This window comes from Anaerotruncus sp. G3(2012) (assembly GCF_000403395.2).
Classification (GTDB): Bacteria; Bacillota; Clostridia; order Oscillospirales; family Ruminococcaceae; genus Anaerotruncus.
The window spans coordinates 124,212-137,665 of record NZ_KE159680.1 but is presented as its reverse complement, the minus strand read 5'-3'; the positions used below and the strand labels follow the sequence as shown (position 1 = coordinate 137,665).

Below are 13,454 nucleotides of genomic sequence, written 5' to 3'. Positions count from 1 at the left end.
CTGGAACCCAAACTTCCGTTGCCTCACTGCCTTTGGAAACCGCGATTTTTTGGAAAAAATCGAGTAAAACTTTCGTTTTGGAAAAAAGCGGCACCCAGCCTGGAAGGGAGGGGCCTGCGGGGAGGGGTCTCTGACCCATCCCCGCAAGGCAAACTGAGGGAACGCTCCTCGCCATACTCCCAATACCTCACCGATTCCTCCGGTCCCGCATAGGTTGGAACAGCAGGGAATGTTTGAAAAACAGCAGTTTCCCCCGTTTCAAACAGGCCCGGAACATACAGGAGGGATCACAAATGCCACTTATCTACTTAAGCCCCAGCACCCAGGAATGGAACCCTTATGTCAATGGAGGCAATGAAGAATACTACATGAACCTGATCGCCGATGCGATGGTCCCGTTCCTCAATTCAAGCGGAATCCGGTTTGTCCGCAATACACCGGACATGACCGCTGCCAGTTCCATCGTCCAGTCAAATCAGGGCAACTACGATCTGCACCTTGCACTGCATTCCAATGCCGCCCCAGAGGTCGAGGCTGGTCAGAGGCGCGGCACCGAGGTCTACTATGCGCCGATGAGTATGCAGGGAAAGCGTGCAGCTGAGATCATTGCCGACAATCTGCGGGACATCTACCCCATTCCCGATCAGGTCAGGGCCTTGACCACAACGCGCCTGGGCGAAGTGACCAAAACCCGCGCACCGGCCGTTCTGATTGAGTTCGCCTACCACGACAACCCGGAGGATGCCGATTGGATCCGCACCAACATCCCCAAGATCGCCCAGAACGTCGTCCTCTCCCTGACCGAATATTTCGGCATCCCGTTCGTGCCCGCGCAGCCCGCCTACCGAGGGGAGGTCGATGTGCAGAGCGGATGGCTGAATATCCGCTCCCGTCCCAGTACCCTCTCCCGGGTGATCGCCCGCGCATGGGATGGAAACCCCATCACCGTCCTTGGGGAATGGCAGGGCTGGTATGTCGTAAACTATTACGGCAATGTTGGCTATGCGGACAGCCGATATATCAAGCTGATAGAAAGGTAGGCGCACCATGAGCCATTATCCGTTCCAGCTCGAGCCGCTGCCCTATGCCTGTGATGCGCTTGTCCCCTGCCTGGGCCCGGAGACAGTGGCGATCCACCATGACAGGCATCAGGCTGCTTATGTGAAAAATCTCAACAAGGCCCTCGAAAACTGTCCGCAGCTCCACCGCCAGCCCCTGGAAGCATTCCTGCTCAATCCCGGCATGATCCCCGCATCGATCCGGACAGCGGTCTGCCGGAATGCGGGCGGCGTCTATTCCCATGAGCTTTATTTTGACGGCATGACCGGATGCCGAAAATCAACCGGCCCGGTTGGGCGTCTGGCGCAGGCAATCGACCGGTGTTATGGGTCGTTTGAGCGGTTCCGCGATGTCTTTACCCAGACCGCCCTCAGCCAGTTCGGATCGGGCTGGGCCTGGCTTGCCGCCTGTCCGGATGGGGGAATCTGCGTCCTTTCCACCTCCAATCAGGAGACGCCCCTCTCCCGCGGGCTGCGGCCGGTCCTCTGTGTCGACGTCTGGGAACACGCCTATTATCTGGACCACCAGAACCGGCGGGAAGCCTATCTGGACTGCTGGTGGGGATTGGTAGACTGGGAGTTCGCGGAGGAAAATTTCCTGCCCTGCTGCGGGGGCTCTGCCTCTCGACCCCGCAGCCTTTGACTGCCCCCGCACTGCGAGCCGCAGCGAGCGTTTCGGAGCGCAACCGCCGAAGGCGGCACTTAGCGCGTAGATCGGCGTGCAGAGGCCAACCGCCGAAGGCGGCTCTTGGGCCGGAGCAAAGGCTGGCGAAATTTTTGGTTTAGGGCTTGTTTGAAAATAGAGAAACGGACGGATTTCTCGCATTGGAGCGGAGTAAAAAATTATGAGGATCCCCGCCGTTTGGATACGGCCTCAAACAGCAAGTTAAGCGGGAGTGGGAGCGCCAATACATTTGAAAAAAAGCAAACAGGACGCAAGGCAAAGCCTTGACTTTACCGCTTTTATCTGTTAAAATAGCATCATCCATTTAAACTCCAAAAGCAGTGACCATGGAAAAGTAGGACCCTTTCTGCTCCACAGAAAGCAGCCGGGAGATGAGAGGCGCGGCAGGCGGGCGGGTCTGAATACACTGTGGTAGCCGCGCACCGAACGGGCCGTCCCCCTGTAGGCTGCGACGGGATGCGCCCGTTAACGCGCCGGAGTATCCGCTGTTTTTGCGCGTACTTGCTGAGGTGGCAGGCTGCGAAGCTGCCGTGAACCGAGGTGGTAACACGAGTTTTCCCGTCCTCTGGAACCATTTTCCGGAGGGCGGTTTTTTTGCCCTCCAAGCCAAAAGGAGGTACCCCTATGTTTGAAAAAATCCTGATGATCCTGCTCTTTTTTGCCGTAACCATCTTTATCGGCCTCTACTGCCGCAAAAATGCCGCCAGCGTCGGGGACTTTGTTCTCGGTGGACGCAATGTCGGCCCGTGGGTTACCGCGTTCGCCTACGGTACCTCTTACTTCTCCTCGGTTGTATTCGTCGGCTACGCGGGCCAGTTCGGCTGGAATTTCGGCGTCGCTGCCACCTGGATCGGCATCGGCAATGCGCTGATCGGCAGCCTGCTTGCGTGGGTGCTGCTCGGACGGCGCACCCGTGTCATGACCAAGCATCTCGAATCCGCCACCATGCCCGACTTTTTCGCCAAACGCTACCGCTGTGAATCCCTCAAGACCGTCTCGTCGGTGCTGATCTTCGTGTTCCTGGTGCCCTATTCCGCTTCGGTCTACAAGGGCCTTTCCGGGCTGTTTGCAATGGCGTTCGGGCTGGATTTCAAATGGTGTGTGATCGGCATCGCAGTCCTGACCGGCATCTATGTGGTGGCCGGCGGGTATATGGCGGCTGCGCTCAACGATCTCGTACAGGGGATCGTCATGCTGGCCGGTATCTCGATGGTTGTGGTTTCGATCCTGAACGGACGCGGCGGTTTCCCGGCGGCACTCGCCCAGCTTTCACAGATTCCAAGCGAGACTGCCCCCAATCTGAACGGCGCGCTTGTCTCGTTCTTTGGCCCTGATCCCATCGGACTGCTGGGAGTGGTTGTCCTGACCAGCCTCGGCACCCTCGGCCTGCCCCAGATGGTACATAAATTCTACACGATCAAAAATGAAAAATCCATCAAGGCCGGGACCATCATTTCCACCCTTTTTGCCCTCGTCATTGCGGGCGGAAGCTACTTCATGGGTGCGTTTGGACGGCTCTACTATCCGGTTCCGGAGGGCGGCAAGCCGGTCTTTGACAACATCGTCCCCGAAATGCTCGGTTCCTGCCTGCCCGATCTGCTGATCGGTGTGGTCATGATCCTCGTGCTCTCGGCGTCGATGTCCACCCTCTCTTCGCTGGTCATCACCTCCAGCTCCACCTTCACCCTCGATTTCCTGAAAGGGCTGCTCTTCAAGGAGATGGACCACAAGCGGCAGCTCATCTGGATTCGCGCACTCTGTATCTTCTTTGTGGCACTCTCGGTTGTGCTGGCGCTCAATCCCAACAGCCTTATCACCACCCTGATGTCCCTCTCGTGGGGGGCGCTCGCCGGGTCGTTCCTCGGTCCGTTTGCGTACGGTTTGTTCTGGAAAGGCGCAACCGCTGCGGGCGTCTGGGCATGCTTTGTCACCGGCATCGGCATCAACCTTTGGAACCTTTTCGCGCCATTCACCGCCCCCACCACCGCCGGCGCCATCTCGATCGTGGCATCTCTGTTTGTCGCCCCGCTCGTCAGCCTTGTCACGCCCAAGCTCCCCAAGGAACATCTCGACTCTGCGTTCTCCTGTTACGATGTAACCGTCTCTGCGCCGCATAAGCATATGCTCAATCAGGTTTCTGAATAGCCGATATAGGCCCATGCGGCGGGTCCAAGGCCGCGCACATACAGGCTCTTTAGAATACTGCCGTTGCTCATTGTCCGGCAGGCGGATACCTGCGGAGACAGGGACGATACCGCGGATGGAATTCTCATCTATCGCACAAAAGTAAAAAGAGTGGAATTGGAGACAAGAAAAAAGCCTCCTTTTCCATTTTGCAGGAATCCGGGGGCCAGAAATTTTAAATCTCTATTGGTTTCCAGTCTTTGATAGGTTCAGAGTGCGTATGCGGGCTGTCAATGAGGCGACCTCCGCTTCGTCCAGCAGGCGGGTAATCGTGGCGGCAGGGCGAAGCTGTGGGTGGCTCCCAAGTATGAATTCCTCCCCCCAGCGGCGCGGCAGGGTGAGCGGGGCGAGCAGAAGCAGGTTTTTCCCGTCCAGTTGGGGAAGCGTGCAAGGGCTGCCCTCCCCCCACACGAGATGCAGGATATCAAAACATCCATCCGCACGTAAGGCGGATGGGGCGTAGTAATCAAAGCCGGCATTGTCCTCCAGCAGATCGGGGACGCGTTCTTTTTTCGAAAGCGGCAGATGCCGGGACAGTTTGTCAAGTACGGGATCATAGACAAACTTAGGCGCGCCGAACCGCTCGAGCAGCCCCTCACGATGGAAGAGGTTCTGCAAGAGGGTGAAGAGCAGGAAATTGCTGTCCACCTGCCGGAATGCGGCCTCTACGCCCACCCTCCGTTCGAGTGAGAGCAGGATAACCGTCCCTTCCTCCGCCATATTTAACAGCCCCGGCAGGGAGACGAGTGCAGGGTCGAACAGTTCTCCAAAGCCTTCGCAAAATGGAATCACCTGTTTTTCCTGCCGGAGCCGGTCGCGCAGCGGACGGCTTGCCGCAAGCCGGGAGAGCAGCCCGGTTGCGAGCGAGCCCATCCCGAATGACGCCATAGCCGGCTCCGGATCGGTCGCAAAAAGGGCGCAAAGACAGTGCGGAAGCGCTTCCGGTCTGTCGAGCAGTTTCTCGACAGGGATACTGCGCCGCTCACATATCAATTCTATAGATTGCAGGCAGGCATTCAGCGTGTACAGAAACCGGTCTGCCAATGCACGATCAGCATCCGCGGAGCCAGCGCCCCGCTCCCCATACCGGCCGATCAGCAGCCCGCAGAGACACGCACGAAACGGGTCCAGCTCCGTAAGATGGTTTGCCAAATCCGCTACCAGGTGATTGGACAGCTCGGAGCGCTGCTCACAGAGATCGAGCAGGTCCCGTACGGGCGGGGCAGTGAAAAAAGCAGCATCGTCCCGGCATTCCGCCACCGAACATGGGGTCGTGCGGACATAGGTATAGAACCGCTCCCACCGCATCCGGTAGCGGTCCTGCCACGATGAAAACAACATCCGCCTCCCCCTTTCCGCCCTAAGAGATCCCTTTGGCGGATCGTTTTCCACCAATGGTAGATATACAAACGGAACCGCGGGCCGGTTCCTGCGGCATTTTCTGCCAAAAAATACAAAATCCCCGCTGTACCGATGCCCTGCCGGCTGTAAACCCCGTCGTATGACAGAGTGGGTACGCTCTCTCAGCGGCCTCATGCTCCCTTCTTCCCCAAGGGGGGGAGGTCTGCAATCCTACGCCGAATCGAAACTCCCTAGATACAGTTATCGGAGTATTTTAGGCAGGGCTGTCGCATACAGCAGGAATCTTTTTATGGTTTATTCGTCCTCTTCCGTGAAGTCGAACAGGTCTTCCAGCCGCTCCATAAAAATCGCGGCAATCTCATCAAATTCAGCCTCATCCTCAATCGCCTCGAGAAATTCTTCGCCGTCATCCATCACCGACTTGAGGATCACCAGCTCGCCGTCATCCTGAAGCGATTCGTCCGGATCGTCGTAATTGGCCACCAGCGCGACGTATTGCCCGCCGTTGTGTTCGATCGAATCGACAATCTCAAATTCGTGCTCCTGGCCTTCGTCATCCACAAGCGTCAGCAGGTCCGGCCCATATTCATTGTCCGCCATATACATGATTCTCCTTTTGCGGCGGCTTATGCCTGTTTTTCAGTGCTGCGCCCTTAGTAAATTCTTTCCGCAATTTACATTACACATAATAATCTATCTTTTGCCAAATGTCAACAACGATTCTTGTCCGTATTTTATATATTTATTTTTTATTGTAACTGTTGATCTTACAGCATGTTTGTGATATAATAAAACAATAAAAAGGAAAGGGGTGATTTTGATGTGTAACGTGTAAGCCAGTTTGCATATTATGGTATGTACATTGGCGGTTGGGTTTGATCCAAATCCGTTGGTTTAGTAAATGGTTAAGAAAATGGATTTACAAGGAGAGGAGATGTAATGATGAAATTTGAGAAAAAATTATACAGCATTGTTCTTGCTGTCGCCATGTTATTTGCTCTTGTTCTTCCGGCTTCGGCCAAGTCAGATGATGAAACGGCCAATATATATATCGCGATTGTGGATGGATATGACAAAGCGGTTTCTGAAGCAGAATTTTTTACAATTAAAGAACAGATAAAAAATGGAACTCTGGATAAAGAAGCATTTATAGAGTCTGCCCTCAAAAATCGTTCTTCCATAGAAGTTTCTTATTTTCCAGTAGAAATAGTGGCGGCATCTCCTGTTCCTCGAGCAACCACATATTCTTTGACAAAAAACACCATCAAGGCTAAAACGACCACAAAGTATACTGCTACTTCTGGAACGGGATTTTATATTAAGGATGATGGCTCGATTTTAATGGAGGCTACATTTGCAACTACTCCTAAAAATTCAACTGTATCGGGACAAATATTTCCTGATGGAAAAGTGCTAGCTACTAAAGCTATACCTAGCAAAAAAATCCGAGTTGGAATTGCGATTAGCGGAACAGGAGAGTATTCTGTAAATGTTACAAATGGGGATAGTGCCAATTTGGTTATGAATAGTGGTAGTATCACAGTATCCACTTGATGCTAAAAATAAAACGCCGCCGGTATTTTCGGCGGCGTTTTCATAATATTGAACTACAACCGCTTTTGTTGCCAGCAAACGGCCTTTATTGTATATTGCATATATAATTTTATAATAATTGTTGATAATTACCATTGATTTTGTCGTTGATCTGCGCTATAATAAAGCCATAGAAAAAAGGAAGGCGGTGGTTCCGATGTACGATGAGCAGAATAGTCCCGCATCAAAAAATTGGGACTGTGCGCCGGGATGCCGGTTTTAATCCGAAATTCAGAAAACAGGAGATAGAGGTTGCAGTTTGGCGGCTGGAGGGTCGGTCGTAATCGCGGCAACAGAATCCTGAAATAAGCGAATCTATCGTAAATATCCGGAAAAAACAGTCAGAAGCAGGCGCAGAGTCCCAAAGCAGTGAGTGAAAGGAATTTCTATCTCAACAAGACGCATAAACCATCTTGCCGTATAGGTAACAGCGGCCAGTTCGATTTGATGTTACTTGCAGATAGATTTCACATCTTTCAGAAAGGGAATACCGCAAAAACAGGATGGTTTTTCTGTATCAGTTGTGGTAATGGTAAAATCCCATGTGCTAGCTTCCAAAAATAAAATACAACGCCGTCGGTGACAACCGGCGGCGTTTCTGCTTGTTGAGAAACATGCGCCGGTTGCCATCCGTATTCCCAATTGTAACAATTCTGTGGACAGCGATTGATTTTACGGTTTTTTGTGGTATAATAGCTGCAAAACAGCTATTATACCCGAGTTATGGCCAGGACGATGCGCAGGCAGAGCCTGCTCCCGTCCCGATGGCCAATTATACCATATCGCTCCGCGATTATGGTATAATATAGGAACTGTTCGTGTATATCCTGTTCATTCCCGATTCGATGTCTATTACACCAAAATTGTTTTTGGATTACGGAGGTGACTGTCCTATGAAAAAGATCACATTCCTTTTATGCGTAGCCTTATCTGCATTTGTGTGTCTTTCTGCCTGTGGAACCACTAAGCCTGCACCGGTGGAGAGCAGTCAGGTTTCTTCCAATCCCACCCCGATGGTAGAAGGGCCTATGCCTGTCACCCCGCAGGAAATCGAGATTCATAACAACAAAATTGATGAATCTTCGATTGACCTGATCCAGTTCCGCGGTGCGGATGGGGATGCCAAGTACGCTACCATTAAGACCTCTCTCGGAGAGATCAAGGCAGTCCTCTATGCGAAGGAGGCCCCCAGGGCAGTCGAAAATTTCATCGCACTTGCGGAGAAAGGTTATTACAATAATACCAAATTTTACGAAGTCCTTCCCAATGTGCGTGCGGCTGCGGGCGATCCGCAGGGCACCGGAGAGGGTGGGGAGAGCAGTTTTGGTTCCCGCTTTGCGGATGAATACAGCCTCAATCTTTGGCACTTCAACGGCGCGTTGGCGATGGATAACCGCGGCTTGCGCGACACCAATGACAGCAAATTTTACATCATTCAGAATACGATGATCAGTGATGAGCTGCTTCAGGAGATGATGGCAGGCGGATTCCCTGAAAAGGTCATCAACCGGTATGTCAAATATGGTGGTATCCCCAATTATGATTTTAAGGATACCGTCTTTGGACAGGTTGTCGAGGGGATGGACGTGGTTGAAAAAATTGCCAATTCCCCGCGCTCGGAGGAAAATGTCCCCACCGAGGATATCCTCATCGAGAGTATTGTGATCTCTTAGAGCCTGTTCAGCAGCTGAAGTTTTACGCGATTTTTTTCAAAAAATCGCGGGGGCGAGGGGCAGAGCCCCCGCCGCCGCGCATACGCGGCGGAACGCTTTATCCTGGGAAGCGCATTTTTCGGGTGAATTGGCTCTGGCTTGCAGTCAGAGCCAAGAGGGGGCTTTTTGCAAGAGAAAAAGCCCCCTTGCATAAATAAAATGCTGAATAGGTTCTAAGAAGCCGTATTCACAACCATTCGACACCGTCTGGGCGGGTCTTTCGCCAGCATAAAAATAACGGAAAATGGACAGCAACAGAAAATTCTGTTGCTGTCCATCTTTTTTAGAAACTGCACCATCGGCTGTCAAAGCCTCAAAAATACCGGCATTCTTTGCGGATTTCCAATGTTTCAAAAAATCGTGCGGAAATCTGCCGACAGGGCGTCACAGGAAATCCCTTATCCCTCTGGCAGCTCCCCGGCCTTATACAGCGACTGTGCCGCCAGAATCACCCCGGCTTTTCCGCTGGGCCAGGTAATGCCCCCCTGCATCCATGCGGCATAAGGCTCCCGCATGGGGCCATCGGCAGAAAGTTCAATCGACGCACCCATCGTAAAGGCACCCGCCGCCATAATCACCTGGCTGTCATACCCAGGCATGTCCCACGGCTCGGGGGTAACAAATCCATCAACCGGCGCGCCCCGCTGCACGCCTGCACAAAATGCAGACAGCCGTTTGGCTGACCCCAGCTCCACCGCTTGAATGATGTCGGCGCGCGGTTGGTCGAACCGGGGATAGACCGGGAACCCAAGCTGCTCGAACAGCGCGGCGGCAAACACCGCTGTCTTGACCGCCGACGCAACCACTGTGGGCGCGAAGAACAGTCCCATGAACATCCCGCGGCTTTCCCCCAGTGTGCATCCAACCTCCTTGCCCACACCCGGAGCAGTCAGACGGCAGGCGCACTGCTCGATCAGGTCGGCCCGTCCGGCGATATAGCCTCCTGTTTTTGCAATCCCGCCGCCCGGATTCTTTATGAGGGAACCGATGATCAAATCCGCGCCTACCTGGGTCGGTTCCTGCTTCTCGACAAATTCTCCATAACAGTTGTCCACCATGAGGATGGCGTCCGGGTTTGCCCGCCGCACCAATGCGCAGATTCTCTCGATCTGGGCGATCGAAAGTGACTCCCGCAGCGAGTAGCCGCGTGAACGCTGCAAATAGGCTACCTTTACCCCAGAAACCGCCTGCGCAATCCCGTCATAATCAGGGGAGCCGTCCGCAAGCAGGTCCAACTGTTCATAGATCACCCCGAATTCCCGGAGTGACCCGCTTCCTCCTTCGACAATCCCCAGTACCGGCTGTAGGGTGTCATAGGGCAGGCCGGTCAGCGAGACGATCCGATCACCCGGACGAAGAACCCCGAACAGTGCAGTGGTGATTGCATGGGTGCCTGATACAAAGTTGTGCCGGATCAGTGCATCCTCCGCGCCAAAAATCTCCGCAACCACTGCGTCGAGCGTTTCCCGACCGCGGTCCCCGTATCCGTAGCCGGTTGAACCCGCAAAGTGGCTTTCGCTCACATGCTGATGTCCAAACGCCGCGAGTACCTTCGCCGCGTTATATTCGCTGATCTCCTCAATCCGCGCGAATGCCCCTGAGCATCGCTCCAATGCCCGTTCCGCCTGCTCCTGTATGTATGGGCTTACCTCAAAAAAATGCTCGATCATCCGTTATCCCCTTCCCATTCGGCCCTTGCCCAGCGTCCGGCTGGCGAAAAACCGCATCCAATATAAAACGCTTCGAGACCATCGTTTGCCGCCAATACCCACGGCTGCTGTCCCTGCCGATGCGCCGCACCGCAGGTATGCTCGACCACCATGCGTCCATATCCCTGTCCGCGCCAGGCAGGGTCGGTTGCTACTCCAGCCAGTATGGCGCGCCTAGGCGCAAGATAAATCATACTTGCGGTAGAAATGTTTTGATTATCAATTTTAAGTATAAAAATTTGCATCAAACGATGCCGCACCTTGTGGGAAGTCTCCGCCAGCCATGCAGTGTAATGCGCCTGTTTCGCAAACTGCGGGTCGGATTTGCAGAGCAGGCCGAACACATCGGACAGCCGCTCTGCTTCCACAATCTGCCGGTTGGCAGGTTCCAAATCACGTGGCCGGTCCTGCCGCAGAATCGGCGCAGAAGGCAGCTCTCTGCCTGGAAAAACCCGCGCAATCAGCGGTTTTTCCCCCTCTGCCGATCGGCCTCCCGCATGTCGCAAAAACCAGGAGAGTTCTTCCATATCCGCCGATTCTCCTGCCGCGGCGGTAAATCGCCCTTCCAGACGCGATAGTAGGCCAACCGTGCGGTCTTGTGCATCCTGCACAAGCCAGAAATCGACAATCCCGCTTTGTGCACCATAGGTTTGATACTGTGCGTATATTTTGCAGTCAAATATTCCAAATCGTCCACAATTCTGTGTCAGTTCTGCTTCCCACTCCGGGGTGACAAACCGGATCATCCGCCAAATGCGCCATTCAATGCCCGTAACAGTACAAGCGTATTGTCTGCATCCGAGCGATGGGCAACGCAGGACGGCGTATGCAGGTACCGGCAGGGGACCGAAACCGCCAGAACCTGTGCCCCATTTCCGGCAGTCTGCACCGAGCGGGACTCGTTCCCACCGTAGACGCCTGCTTTGGGCTGGCAGGGAATCCCCTTCTCCTGTGCGGTTTCGAGCGCGCGCCGGTAGAGTGCGAGGTCGTAGACGGTACCGCGGTCCATGAACGAGAGGACCGGACCCTTTTTCAGCGCGCAGACCGTCTTTTCCGGCGGGACATCCGGAAGATCACAGGCGGTGGTTGTCTCCACCGCGATCCCAATCTCAGCCCCGATCTGGGCTGCGGCTGTTTTGGCGCCGGTTGTGCCGGTCTCCTCCTGCACAGTAAACGCAAAATGTGCGTCGTATTCCAGTTCCCCTCGGAGCATCTCGATCAGCAGGGCACATCCAAGGCGGTCATCCAGCGCGCGGCCCCGCAGAAATCCATCCCCCATCTCGCAATAATGGGTGCAAAAAACTGCCCGGTCCCCCAGCGTGACCTTTGCTTCCGCTTCCTCCCGGTTGGAGGCCCCGATGTCAATATAGAGCGCATCCAGTGCCGGTGCTTTGTCCTTCTCTTCCGCGGATTTCAGATGTACCGCCTTGGAGCCGATCACACCGGGCTGCTCTCCAATTCGCACCGTCTTGCCCGGCAAAACCCGCCGGTCGATGCCGCCTACCGTTGTAAACCGCAGAAGGCCGCTCTCCTCGATATAGGTTACGATCAGACCAACCTCGTCCATATGCGCCGAAAAAAGCATCGAATGTACAGGCTCCTGCCGCCCCTTTTTGAACGCAAGGACGTTGCCCAGCGGGTCAACCCGATAGATGCAGTGCCCTTCAATCTGCTTGAGAATCTCGTACCGGACCGGTTCTTCAGCGCCGGATACCCCCGGAAGCCCACAGAGGGTTTTTAACATTTGATCGTCCATCATCCATTCCCTCCAAATGTATCTATCACATAGGCCGCGAGCAGGTCTGCCGCTGCTTCCACATCCGCTGCCGAAACCACCTCAACTGGTGTATGCATATACCGCAGCGGGATCGAAACCATTCCGGTGCGCACGCCGCTCCCCGCAACTGCAACCGCGTCGGCATCGGTGCCGGTCTCGCCGCCCATCACCTCGATCTGGTACGGAAGCCCATGCCGTTTTGCTGTGTCTTTCAGGTCTTCAAACATCCGGTTGTCAAGCACAGGAGCGATCCCGATCATCGGGCCTTTCCCCAGTTCCCCACACTTGTGCTTCGGGGAGTCGGGCGTATAGCCGAACGACACGTCCACCGCGATCGCATGGGTCGGGCGGAGGGCAGCAGCCGCAGTCTTTGCCCCCTGTCCGCCAACCTCCTCAAGGGTGGAGAGCACCGCCGAAACCGAACAGCCAAGCGGTGCGCAGTCCGCCAGCCTGCGGGCAGCCAGAATGACTGCTGCACAGCCGCCGCGGTCATCGATGGATTTTGAGGCTACCCTTCGGTTGAGCAGTTCACACCCCTCTGAACGCACCGAAACACGATCCCCCAGCTGGATCCGCTCCCGGGCGGTTTCCGCGTCCAGCCCAACGTCAATGCTGAATTCCTCCATCTTCGGAATTTTGGACTCGTCCGGGTTCAGGTGGGGCGGGATGGTGCAGACCACCCCTTCCAGAATTCCGTCTTTAGTGTGCACCTGTATCTGTGCAGCGGGCAGGGTCGCGCGGTCAACACCGCCGCAGTTTCCTACCCGCAGAAAACCATTGTCGTCGATATGGGTCACCACCATACCGATCTCGTCCATATGCGCCACCAACAGGATGTGGGGCCTGTCCTCCGGCGCGGTGCATACCCGGCAGATCAGGCTTCCGAGCGGCGTCTGTTCACAGGGTCCACATGCGGAAAGAAGCTCGCGGGCAAGTCCGGCAGCTTTCCCTTCGGAACCGGCTACCCCATGCGCGCCCGCGAGCGTTAAAACAAGCTCTGATGTTGTCATCTGTTGTATCTCCCAAAATGAAAAATTTTATCTTTTGTCCGAAAATTTGTTTGAAATCTTTTGGAAAGGTGGCTTTTTTACTTGCAAAAAGCCACCTCTTGCCGCTTCACGGCAATTCACCCGAAAAATGCGCTTCACAGGATAAAGCATTCCGCGCTCTGCGGAGCGCGTCAGGGGTTCTGCCCCTTGACCCCGCCACCTTTGAAAAGGTGGACGAAACTTTTCAATCAGGGTCAGATAAAAGAGCGCTCCCCATCTACCGGGGTGGGGCCTGCGGGGAGGGGTCGCTGACCCCTAGCCCGCAAGGCGCATCCTGCCCGAGCGTCGCGTGAAACGCGCTTCGGGCTGAAAGCCCGAGAAGCGA

12 protein-coding genes and 1 other RNA gene are annotated in these 13,454 nt (G+C 54.7%); 5 read left to right on the top strand and 8 right to left on the bottom strand.

Annotated elements, in window-relative coordinates; translation table 11 throughout:
* The first annotated feature begins 293 nt into the window (after positions 1 to 293).
* From C814_RS21845 to C814_RS21835, 3 genes are all read left to right on the top strand, one after another.
* On the top strand, positions 294 to 1,040 hold the full coding sequence (locus tag C814_RS21845; RefSeq protein WP_016317643.1) for an N-acetylmuramoyl-L-alanine amidase: 747 nt from the start codon (positions 294 to 296) through the stop codon (positions 1,038 to 1,040).
* A gap of 7 nt (positions 1,041 to 1,047) precedes the next feature.
* A complete protein-coding gene (locus C814_RS21840) occupies positions 1,048 to 1,701 on the top strand; it encodes a superoxide dismutase (protein WP_016317642.1) in 654 nt (217 codons plus the stop codon).
* Positions 1,702 to 2,367: 666 nt separating this feature from the next.
* Complete coding sequence (locus tag C814_RS21835) at positions 2,368 to 3,888, top strand: sodium:solute symporter family transporter (RefSeq protein ID WP_016317641.1); 1,521 nt, start codon at positions 2,368 to 2,370, stop codon at positions 3,886 to 3,888.
* A gap of 222 nt (positions 3,889 to 4,110) precedes the next feature.
* Here C814_RS21835 and C814_RS21830 read toward each other — a convergent pair whose 3' ends face one another.
* The 3 genes from C814_RS21830 to C814_RS21825 all read right to left on the bottom strand — a co-directional run bounded on the left by C814_RS21830 (position 4,111) and on the right by C814_RS21825 (position 5,889).
* Positions 4,111 to 5,268 (bottom strand): hypothetical protein, encoded by a 1,158-nt coding sequence (locus C814_RS21830; RefSeq protein WP_016317640.1) that lies wholly within the window; start codon positions 5,266 to 5,268, stop codon positions 4,111 to 4,113.
* Positions 5,269 to 5,382: 114 nt separating this feature from the next.
* A non-coding RNA gene (ssrS, locus tag C814_RS23330) (6S RNA) lies at positions 5,383 to 5,574 on the bottom strand.
* Positions 5,575 to 5,583: 9 nt separating this feature from the next.
* The gene (locus C814_RS21825; RefSeq protein ID WP_016317639.1) at positions 5,584 to 5,889 is read right to left on the bottom strand and encodes a DUF1292 domain-containing protein; all 306 of its coding nucleotides are present in this window, start codon (positions 5,887 to 5,889) and stop codon (positions 5,584 to 5,586) included.
* A gap of 339 nt (positions 5,890 to 6,228) precedes the next feature.
* Between C814_RS21825 and C814_RS21820 the strand changes: the two genes are divergently transcribed.
* The gene (locus tag C814_RS21820) at positions 6,229 to 6,843 is read left to right on the top strand and encodes a hypothetical protein (protein WP_016317638.1); all 615 of its coding nucleotides are present in this window, start codon (positions 6,229 to 6,231) and stop codon (positions 6,841 to 6,843) included.
* Positions 6,844 to 7,775: 932 nt separating this feature from the next.
* Positions 7,776 to 8,555, top strand: a complete 780-nt coding sequence (locus tag C814_RS0105980; RefSeq protein WP_016317637.1) for a peptidylprolyl isomerase — start codon at positions 7,776 to 7,778, stop codon at positions 8,553 to 8,555.
* A 144-nt stretch (positions 8,556 to 8,699) separates the two neighbouring features.
* On the opposite strand, the gene C814_RS24025 is transcribed toward C814_RS0105980, so the two are convergent.
* From C814_RS24025 to C814_RS21800, 5 genes are read right to left on the bottom strand one after another with little or no spacing between them, the layout of a single operon-like run.
* A complete protein-coding gene (locus tag C814_RS24025; protein ID WP_155846463.1) occupies positions 8,700 to 8,948 on the bottom strand; it encodes a hypothetical protein in 249 nt (82 codons plus the stop codon).
* Positions 8,949 to 8,992: 44 nt separating this feature from the next.
* Positions 8,993 to 10,264, bottom strand: coding sequence for a methionine gamma-lyase family protein (locus C814_RS21815; RefSeq protein WP_016317636.1), 1,272 nt, complete (start codon positions 10,262 to 10,264; stop codon positions 8,993 to 8,995).
* Positions 10,261 to 11,049: a GNAT family N-acetyltransferase gene (locus C814_RS21810; protein WP_016317635.1), complete on the bottom strand. Its 789-nt coding sequence runs from the start codon at positions 11,047 to 11,049 to the stop codon at positions 10,261 to 10,263. The genes C814_RS21815 and C814_RS21810 overlap by 4 nt, the downstream gene beginning before the upstream one ends.
* Positions 11,046 to 12,062, bottom strand: a complete 1,017-nt coding sequence (locus C814_RS21805; RefSeq protein ID WP_016317634.1) for a M42 family metallopeptidase — start codon at positions 12,060 to 12,062, stop codon at positions 11,046 to 11,048. The genes C814_RS21810 and C814_RS21805 overlap by 4 nt, the downstream gene beginning before the upstream one ends.
* Complete coding sequence (locus C814_RS21800; RefSeq protein WP_016317633.1) at positions 12,059 to 13,090, bottom strand: M42 family metallopeptidase; 1,032 nt, start codon at positions 13,088 to 13,090, stop codon at positions 12,059 to 12,061. Before C814_RS21800 ends, C814_RS21805 begins: the two co-directional genes overlap by 4 nt.
* Between the last annotated feature and the right edge of the window lie 364 nt (positions 13,091 to 13,454).